The sequence below is a fragment of the Thalassoglobus neptunius genome (assembly GCF_007859735.1).
GTDB classification, from domain to species: Bacteria; Planctomycetota; Planctomycetia; order Planctomycetales; family Planctomycetaceae; genus Thalassoglobus; species Thalassoglobus neptunius.
The window spans coordinates 145,783-154,594 of sequence record NZ_SIHI01000002.1 but is presented as its reverse complement, the minus strand read 5'-3'; the positions used below and the strand labels follow the sequence as shown (position 1 = coordinate 154,594).

Annotated in this window: 7 protein-coding genes and 1 pseudogene; 5 read left to right on the top strand and 3 right to left on the bottom strand. The window is 52.3% G+C overall.

The window, feature by feature from the left end; genetic code table 11:
- The 3 genes and pseudogenes from KOR42_RS12640 to KOR42_RS12630 form a co-directional block, all read left to right on the top strand.
- A pseudogene (locus tag KOR42_RS12640) lies at nucleotides 1-200 on the top strand (hypothetical protein); the annotation flags it as partial.
- Between the two features lie 44 nt (nucleotides 201-244).
- Nucleotides 245-1,387, top strand: a complete 1,143-nt coding sequence (locus KOR42_RS12635) for a right-handed parallel beta-helix repeat-containing protein (protein ID WP_261342053.1) — start codon at nucleotides 245-247, stop codon at nucleotides 1,385-1,387.
- A gap of 93 nt (nucleotides 1,388-1,480) precedes the next feature.
- Nucleotides 1,481-2,239, top strand: coding sequence for a class I SAM-dependent methyltransferase (locus KOR42_RS12630; RefSeq protein WP_146510184.1), 759 nt, complete (start codon nucleotides 1,481-1,483; stop codon nucleotides 2,237-2,239).
- A gap of 50 nt (nucleotides 2,240-2,289) precedes the next feature.
- Here KOR42_RS12630 and KOR42_RS12625 read toward each other — a convergent pair whose 3' ends face one another.
- Nucleotides 2,290-3,165 carry an alpha/beta hydrolase gene (locus KOR42_RS12625; RefSeq protein WP_146510183.1) on the bottom strand — a complete coding sequence of 292 codons (876 nt, stop codon included), beginning with the start codon at nucleotides 3,163-3,165 and terminating at the stop codon, nucleotides 2,290-2,292.
- A 149-nt stretch (nucleotides 3,166-3,314) separates the two neighbouring features.
- On the opposite strand from KOR42_RS12625, the gene KOR42_RS12620 reads away from it, so the two are divergent.
- Complete coding sequence (locus KOR42_RS12620; RefSeq protein WP_197441125.1) at nucleotides 3,315-5,381, top strand: alpha/beta hydrolase; 2,067 nt, start codon at nucleotides 3,315-3,317, stop codon at nucleotides 5,379-5,381.
- Here KOR42_RS12620 and KOR42_RS12615 read toward each other — a convergent pair.
- Nucleotides 5,374-5,658 carry a hypothetical protein gene (locus tag KOR42_RS12615; RefSeq protein ID WP_146510182.1) on the bottom strand — a complete coding sequence of 95 codons (285 nt, stop codon included), beginning with the start codon at nucleotides 5,656-5,658 and terminating at the stop codon, nucleotides 5,374-5,376. The two genes, KOR42_RS12620 and KOR42_RS12615, sit on opposite strands and share 8 nt — an antisense overlap.
- Before the next feature lie 328 nt (nucleotides 5,659-5,986).
- A complete protein-coding gene (locus KOR42_RS12610; RefSeq protein WP_146510181.1) occupies nucleotides 5,987-7,324 on the bottom strand; it encodes a TlpA family protein disulfide reductase in 1,338 nt (445 codons plus the stop codon).
- Between the two features lie 166 nt (nucleotides 7,325-7,490).
- On the opposite strand from KOR42_RS12610, the gene KOR42_RS12605 reads away from it, so the two are divergent.
- Entirely contained in the window at nucleotides 7,491-8,633 is a 1,143-nt protein-coding gene (locus tag KOR42_RS12605; protein WP_146510180.1) for an efflux RND transporter periplasmic adaptor subunit, read from the top strand.
- Nucleotides 8,634-8,812: the final 179 nt, after the last annotated feature.

Here is an 8,812-nt window from a genome sequence, read left to right as displayed (position 1 = left end):
ACGGTAAGCTGAATGGCGAGTACCGCTCACAGATGACCAGGACAGAATTCGAAACAAAAGGATACGGCAGACGCTGGCTTGTGGAATCATTCATGAGCGGATTGAAGCGAACCACAGGTGCCGCACTCTCAGCCAGAAGCGAGAAAGCCCTGTTCGTCGAAGCCGCCCTCAAAGTCCTCGCCTACGCCCTGAGGCGTTAGCCCACGATCAAAACCTGTGATTTGTTTTCAACACAGCAAACAATATTCACGATTGCCCTTATACGGGAATATCTCTGGGGTGGATGTGGAATGACTCCGAAACTCCTGCCGCAGCGAATGTGATTCGAAATAACCGGATTGCGTTCGTCATGCAGACGCTCAGTGACGGAGGAGGAATTTATACTCTCGGTCGACAACCGGACAGCTTTCTGGAGGGGAACAATATTCACGATGTCCCACTGAATGCCGGTCGGGCGGAGTCGAATGGAATGTTCCTCGACGAAGGGACAACCGGGTTCACGATTCGAGGGAATACAATTCGAAGAATTGACCGCTCACCGATTCGCTTCCATAAATCCGGGAAAAACAAGGTTGTTAACAATCGGTGGGAACTCGCTACTCCCGAAACGCCGCCAGTCCGCTTTAATAATACACCAGAATCTAACATTACCATTGAAGCGAATGAGGTTCTTGAACCACAGCTTCAGATTTATCTGATCGGCAATTCCCTCACCTGGGATGCTCTCCCGCCAAGGCTTGCTGAATCGGTCGACTGGCACGTCGATTGTGGAAAGAGCCTTCCGTACATTTATGATCATCCGGAGTCACCGTGCGTTGGTTCCTCACGCATCTGGCCTGATGCACTGGCTTCGAAAGAGTACGACGTGATTTCTGTTCAGCCTCACTACGGATCAACTCTTCAGGAAGACGTTGATACGATTTCGAAATGGATCGAAGTGCAGCAACAAGCTGTCTGGATCTTGCACACTGGATGGGCACGAAGTGCGACTTTGAATGATGAATATTTAAGCGAAAGTGATCCTGTCAAAATGTCACATTCGCCTGCTTATTTCGAAGACCTCCGAAGTCGTCTGGAGGAGAAGTTTCCTGAGGTGGAATTTCGGACGACGCATTGTATGCGGTTGCTGTACGAACTCGATCAGAACATTCAACAGGGGGCATCGAATCTAGAATCGATCGAAGACGTCTATCGGGATGCCATTCATATGAACGCCGGTCCGGGGAGTTATCTCATGCACAATGCAATGCGGGAAACGATTGGTCAGGAGCGAATTGATCGCGGCTTTGAACAGTTTGACGCGGAGCTTAAGAACGAACTCGATATGCTTCTTGATGAAAGAGCGAACTGGCCTGCGGCGGGACCAGTTGTAACTGGTCAGCAATAAGCTCAGCGAGTTTCCGCGAATAGTTAACGATATTACGCTTGGTTTGGAATTTCGTCCAACGGTTAAGAACGATTCGAGCAGTCGGGGCGTGGAATGTCTGAGGAGTTAAATCGCGTCCGGGACTGTTGGGATTCCAAAGCTGCGGACTGGAAGATTCAGGTCGGGGATTCGGGGGATCAGAACCGGCAATTAAATTCGGATCCGGTTCTCCATGAATTGCTTGGAGAGACGTCAGGATTGACGATTCTGGATGTCGGATGCGGAACCGGGTATCTGGTCGGGATGCTCGCGAAGAAGCAAGCGAAGATGATCGGCGTCGATGTGTCTCCTGCGATGATTGCCATTGCATCGCGTGATGTGCCCGCAGGAGACTTTCGCGTCGACGATTCCTCACAGCTCGCGACGGTTGAAGATCAAAGCGTCGACAAGATTGTTTCGAACTATGTTTTGATGGACACGCCTCATCTCGATCAAACGATGAATGCGATGTTTCGAGTCCTCAAACCGGGAGGAATTGCGGTTCTGGTTTTCTCTCATCCCTGTTTCCCACAGGGGCCGGACCGGGTGACGGTAGAGGACCGCATTTCCTATCACTGGGGCGAATCCTATTTCGATCAACAGCGAAGACACGATCGCCCGTGGAATCATTTTCAAACAGAGTTCGTTTGGTATCACCGTCCGGTCAGTGACTATTTTCAGAGTTTTCGTCGAGCCGGTTTTACCGTTGACGAGATGCGAGAGCCTCGAATCCCGGAAGACTGGATCGATAAGTGTTCCAGTCCGGAGCAGATTCGAAGCTATCGCGAGCGTCCAATGTCGATTGCCTTTCGGCTGATCCGCCCTCGTGGCTGAGGCTTCGTTCGACCGCCACTTAAGGGGACTTATGGAGAGTGGCGACTGTGTTATTCCGTTCGCCACAACCATTGGAGTGAATCGGGAAGAATCGCTCCTCCGTGGATTCCGTTGTGCCCCCCGGCTCCGTATTCGAACTTATAGTCGTACTTTGCGAAGCGGAGCGAAGCAGCCATTTGTTGATTCGCAAGAGGCCAGTTTCCGTGAGCGTTATCGAGATCTCCGGAGCCATCCTGAAGAAAGACTCGAATCGACTTCGGTTCTGTTTTTCGAATGATCGCAGGATAGACATGACCGCCACGGATGTTCGTGAAGCTTCCGACGTGGCTGAGGACTTTTCGAAACTCGTCGGGGCGTTCCCAGGCGACTGTCCAGGCACAAATTCCCCCTGAACTGATTCCGCAAATCGCACGTTGTTCGGGGTCGTCGGTCAGGTTGTACTTCTTTCCGACCTCGGGCAAGATTTCTTCGAGAAGAAACCGTGCATACTGATCGGAGAGCGTATCGTATTCGAAGCTTCGATTCTCAGGTCGAGGCCGCCAACCGGCCTTTTCGGGAAGTTCCTCTTTATGGTGACCTGGATCGATAAAGATCCCGATCATGACAGGGATTTCTCCCTTGTGGATCAGGTTGTCCAAAACAACGGGAGCACGGAACTGACCTTCTTCATCAACGTAAGCGTGTCCATCCTGAAAGACCATGACTGCAGTGGGAACGTCGGGATTGTATTGTGACGGCACATACGTCCAATAACGCCGGATGGTTCCCGGGAATATTTCGCTTTTCCAGACGTGCTCGGTCACTTCACCTGGCGGGACATCATCGTGTCGCTGTGAATCTTCACCGAGGACATATTGCGAATCATCAGCGTGTGCGGCACCACAGACTGAGAGCAACATAGCTGTGAGCAAGAGTGATGTTTTCATGAGTCGATTTCTTTCAGAATGGAGAATGACGAGAAACACTTTACTCGCTCGATGAACTCTCAGCGAGTGAGTTGGATCGTCGATTGCAGTCAGCGTGAGGAGATGAGATGATTCGGGTCCCGCCTTTCATTCGAATTGAAAGTGAAAAGATGAAATTCTCCCGCCGTCGATTCGCCCAGACTCTTTTTCTTCCAACAACCAGCTGGTTGTTCAGTTCCGGAATTCTTCCCGGCGCCGTCGGGCGTGTCGCATTCGGAGAGGATGAGAAGCGGCCCGCGTTGAATCGTTATCCGCGGATGGTTCACAACTTTTTCGTTGATCAAGTGCGACAGGTGACGCATCGCAACCGTCGTCTCAAGGAAGCGATCAAGTCGCCGGAGGATGCCCAGCGTTATGTTGAATCGGTGCGAGCGAAGATCAGAGAGTCGTTTGGTCCCGAACCAGAACGAACGCCACTCAATGCTCAGGTCACTGGGGTGTTGGAGCGAGATGGATATCGAGTTGAAAAGATCATCTTTGAGAGCCGACCGAATTTTCCGGTGACGGCGAATCTTTATCTTCCCACGAATGTGACCGGCAAGATTCCGGGAGTTGTCGGGACGTGTGGTCATTCGTCGAATGGCAAAGCAGCTGAGGCGTACCAGAGTTTTTCGCAAGGTCTGGCCAGGTTGGGAATCGCCTGCCTGATCTATGATCCGATCGGGCAAGGTGAACGTTCGCAGTATGTCGACGAGAGTTTGAAGTCGTCTGTTCGGCTGGGGGTCGGACAACATCTTCACGCGGGAAATCAACAGTTTCTGGTAGGGGAATTCCTGGGATCGTGGAGAGCATGGGATGGAATTCGCGCGCTGGACTATCTTCTTTCACGAGAGGAAATCGATTCAGAACGAGTCGGCGTGACCGGGAATTCTGGAGGCGGAACGATGACCACGTGGTTATGCGGTGTTGAGAGCCGTTGGACGATGGCTGCGCCGAGTTGTTTCGTCACAAGCTTCCTCAACAATCTCGAGAATGAACTTCCGGCTGATACCGAACAGTGTCCGCCCAAAGCGTTGGCATTGGGTTTGGATCACGAAGACTTTCTGGTTGCGATGGCTCCGAAACCGGTCACGATTCTGGCCAAGGAACGTGACTACTTTGATGTGCGTGGAGCGGAAGCAGCTGCGGAGCGGCTCAAGAAAATCTATTCACAGCTGGGAGCTGGTGAGAATATCCGTTTGTTTGTTGGACCGACGGAGCATGGTTTCTCAGAAGAAAATCGATTGACCATGTACCAGTCGTTTTCGAAAGCTTGCGGTCTCGGCGATGTTGAACAGGAACCTGAATTAATCATCGAGAAGGATGAAGACTTGTGGTGTACACCGCGTGGTCAGGCTTCGCTTCTTGATGGAGCGAAGACGATCGCGGACTTCACACGCGAACGGTCAGAGCAATTGAAAGCGTCGCGTCCGAAGCTCAAGCAGAAGGAACTGGCTGAACGTGTTCGCGCTGTCTTGCGGCTTCCGCTTCCTGAAAAGGAAGTCCCTGATTATCAGATCTATCGAAATCTGGGATCGCGAGGATACCCCTTGCCGCACGCGACTGCTTATTCGGTGAACACGGAACCGGGAGTGAGTGCGATTGTCTATCGACTGTCCGACAGTCGCTGGTATTCGCGTCCGCCGAAGTCGAATGACACCGCGGTTCTTTACGTCTCACACCTTTCCAGCGATGCCGAATTGCGGACCGAGCCGCTCATTCGAGAATTGATCGAGAAGTCTCCCGAGGACTCGTTTTATACGTGTGATGTGCGGGGCATTGGTGAGTCGATGCCCGATACGTGTGGCCCGAATTCGTTCCACTCAAATTATGGGAGTGACTACTTCTATGCGATTCACAGCTTGATGCTGGATCGACCCTATCTCGGGCAGAAAACACTGGATGTATTGCGAGTCGTGGACTGGCTGAATTCCTTCGGTCACGAAGACGTCCACCTCGTCGGGAATGGATGGGGTGCATTGCCCGTTCTGTTCGCGGCGGTTCTTAATCCGTCGATCAAGAAAGTGACGCTGAAGAATTTAATTGAGAGTTACAGCTCCATTGCAGAAGAGGAGCACTATGACCTGCCACTCGCTCAGATCCTTCCGAACGTCTTGCAGCACTTCGATCTTCCAGATTGTCTGTCTGCACTCGACGACCGCGAGTTGGTGATCATCAAGGACGATTCGGTCAGTTGAGGGCTTCTTGGGCGGCCGAAATGAAGGAATCCACTTTTTGTTGCCACTGGAGATCTTCAGTGTTGGCCGGTGGAAGTGACGGAATCGGTTTCAGGGTGTCGTCAGAAGTTGGAGGCGGTACGGAAGGCTGTTGCAGTTGGATCGATGGATCGATCTGCATCAACACTGGAGGACGTGTTCCATCCTGCCCGAGTGACAGTTTTTCGCTGCTCAAGTAGAGAGCGGAAACGGAGAGAGAGAATCCGCACCAGAATACCGGGAGATAGAGAGTTTTCATTCCGCTCCTCCTTGTCGTTGCGGTTCACTCATGCTCTCGCTGTGAACGAGATTGCTTCGTCCTTGTCTGACGCCGATTTTCGCGGCACTCATCGATCAGGATCGATTTCAAACGCAAACGAGGCAAACCCTCAAAGGGTCTGTCAGTACATCGTTTAATTGGATTATCGACTGCTGACGTCTGTCATCTTTCAACATTATGGCTGGGGATGACAAGTTGAAGTTTGGCAGTTTCCCTAACCCGTACCGATGAAGCTGCGGGTTGCGAAAGATGGGGTGTTTGGGGTCTCTTTGTGTTCTCGGAGTCGCTCAATTTTGGCGAATTCGATTCACTTCTCGCGAGATTCATCAACGAGTGTCTGGAGGACCTCAGTCAGTTGTTTGAGGCCGATGGCAGGATCGACCTCGTCGAAACCGGTGAGATAGTGGGCCACTTTGCCCGTGGGGTCGAGGACTACCCAGAGCGGAAGTGATTCTCCAAAACGTGTCGGGTTCCCCAGGCTGTTGAGTGCTGCCCCCGCGTCGGTGGTGACTTCGTATTCGAATTTTAGAAACGATTGAAATTTGCGAATTTTGCGAAGAGCACCTTTACGTGTGGTGGGGTCTTCGAGTTCGGGGTTGATGGCTACTCCATAGACGTTCACGTTCTGTTCTGCGAATCGTCGTGCAGCGAAATCGAGATAGGAAACCTGTCCATACGGTTGTTCGATTTCTGTCGATGCATAGTTCCAGAAGTGCAAGACCGTGATCTCTCCCTCAAACGAATCGGATGGAATTTTTGTTCCGTCAAGTCGAAGGAGAGTAAACGGCCCGGGTGTCTTTCCCAGCATCGTTTCGGCCAGACGTTCAGAGTGTTCCCTGCGGACCTGAACAGAATGAATCTCATTGGAGATTTCGTCGGCGATTTCTTCAAACGGAGTTTTGGCTGCCGCGAGCTTCATTGAGTCTGAGAACGGGACGATCTGTTGAAGCTGAGGCATCGTCATTCTTGAAACATCATCGATCTGCTGAAGAGAGCCGGTCGCTGATCGCATCTGTGAGACGATCTCGGACAATTGCGTGAGTGGTTCTTGAAGTGCGGTTTTCTCGTCGGGTGAAGCGTCTCTTTTGATGTCGATTCGAAAGCGGTCCCCCTGGCCAAGAAAGGCGGTCTGATTTGCTTCTTCGACCAGCCCGTCGGATTTTCTCACGATGAACTGGTGACGCCGCGCAATTCCGGTGGTTGCTTCAATGACCCAACAGGGATGATCGTGAACGGTGACTTCGTCGAGAACTCGGAACTCGCCGTGATCGTTTTCCCACTGATGATTGATTTCGATCGGAGCCGTTTTGTCGAGCGGGAAATACGGGATGCCGATGAAGAGACGGGAAATTCGGTCGAGATGGCGATGTCCAATGGTGGGGCCGTTCGATTTCAACCACGAGCCGTCACCTCGAATGACTCCAATGCGTTGGAATGCCGGGATTCGCGAAGGAGACTCCTGGACAGCGAAGAGTAAGTCGCCGGGTTCATTCGACGATGGAGCGAAGTCCACCGAAAATGTCTTCACTTGCTCAGAGGTGCCGTTTCTCTTCTGTGCGGAAACGGTTCCGAAATATCGCTCCCCGGCAGACAGATTCGATGCGACGCAGAGGACGAGAATGGGAAGCAAGTGGTAGCGGCTCATGTATTCAATCGATCCCTGTTGTCGGCGCGAGCAAATTGAGAGAATTTTGGCGTCTTTTTGGCGCTCTTCACATACTCTTTACAGACACCGTTGACCGGGGCCCGGAACACGACAGATAATCCAGTTTTGACTGCCGACCAGTTTCTGTTGGAAAATTGAGAGTAACATGTCGCGTTCCGTCCGCCTAGTTTGGGCATCTGCGTTCTTATTTGTCAGCCTTTCCTCTCCAATTCTGGCGCAGCGAGGCGATGAAGAACTGGAAGGAATCGAGATCGAACGAGTCGCTGTGTCGCTGAAACCGCCGACGGACTTTCGCGTTCCACTTCGACTCGAACCGTCGCGAACTTTGCGAATTGTGGCTCCCATGGACGGAGTCGTCGAGAAGGTCTATTTCAAGGCAGCCGATTCTGTGCGTGCACAGGCGGAGGTCATTCGTTTTGATTCTCAGCAACGACAGTATGAATTGAAGATTGCTCAATCGGAACATGAGCTTGCGAAGATTGAAGAAAGTCTGGCGACCGATAACCAGAAGAAAATTGCGGCAGCCCGTCTCGATGTCGCCAGAAAGAAGCTCGATCTCGCCGAGTTTCGGAGCAATTCGACCGTCGTTCACGCTGCCATGGATGGGGTTGTCTCGCAACGGCTTGTTGCCGAAGGACAGATGGTGAAAGCTGGTGATCTGTTGCTGGTTCTTGTTGACCCGAACGAATTGTTCGTCGAAATTCCGATTGAGCGCGGCAAGGTTGAAGCTGGGACCACGATTCCTGTTCAAGTCGAAGACAAACAGGTTGACGCCAAGGTCGATGCAATCCTCGAGCCGCTTCCTGAGTTCGATCCCCTGCGTGAACTCTTCGTTTCCGTAGCGACGGCAAGATTGCTCCTGGATGCTTCGGATGGAGACTTGCAAAGCGGTCAGGCGGTCATCTCGGAGATGATTCCTCGGCACCCGGTTGCGGAAATTCCGATTACAGCTATTCGAACCGATGTCGGATCAAGCGATTCGGAGCGGATGATTCAGGTGATTCGCGATGGATTTGTGCGGTCACTTCCCGTGCAGTTGCTGGGACAGGTGGGGCAGACGCATGTTTTCGTAAGTGCTCGTTTTAACGAAGGCGACGAGGTGATTCTGTCTGCTTCGGAGGAACTCGATGATGGTTCGTGGGTCCGTCCAATGCTGGCCATTGATGAAATCGAACAGACTCCCAGTCGTGGTCGGCCGGGCAGGGGTGGAGCTGCGACGACAGGACGCGGCTCGGTGATGGGCCCCGACGGGATTCGTCGTCCGGTTTACAATCCCGATTCCGACTAAATCGTTTATTGGAGTTGCTGAAAACGCTCGAAGTCTATTCTTCTCGTGAATACGGCGTTCACGCGCACATTGCTGAAGACTGTCAGCAAGGAAGTTTCTTTCGCACCCGTGTTGGTGGTCCGGGGACGTGTTCGAGAGTGATCAATTGCTGACAGTTCGAGTGCGGCAATTCCTTCGTC

What these genes read in the sequence shown, in the direction of transcription:
- KOR42_RS12625 (WP_146510183.1), bottom strand. Translation starts at nt 3,165, where the DNA reads ATGAAAACATCACTCTTGCTCACAGCTATGTTGCTCTCAGTCTGTGGT.
- KOR42_RS12620 (WP_197441125.1), top strand. Translation starts at nt 3,315, where the DNA reads ATGAAATTCTCCCGCCGTCGATTCGCCCAGACTCTTTTTCTTCCAACA.
- KOR42_RS12615 (WP_146510182.1), bottom strand. Translation starts at nt 5,658, where the DNA reads ATGAAAACTCTCTATCTCCCGGTATTCTGGTGCGGATTCTCTCTCTCC.
- KOR42_RS12610 (WP_146510181.1), bottom strand. Translation starts at nt 7,324, where the DNA reads ATGAGCCGCTACCACTTGCTTCCCATTCTCGTCCTCTGCGTCGCATCG.
- KOR42_RS12605 (WP_146510180.1), top strand. Translation starts at nt 7,491, where the DNA reads ATGTCGCGTTCCGTCCGCCTAGTTTGGGCATCTGCGTTCTTATTTGTC.
- KOR42_RS12630 (WP_146510184.1), top strand. Translation starts at nt 1,481, where the DNA reads ATGTCTGAGGAGTTAAATCGCGTCCGGGACTGTTGGGATTCCAAAGCT.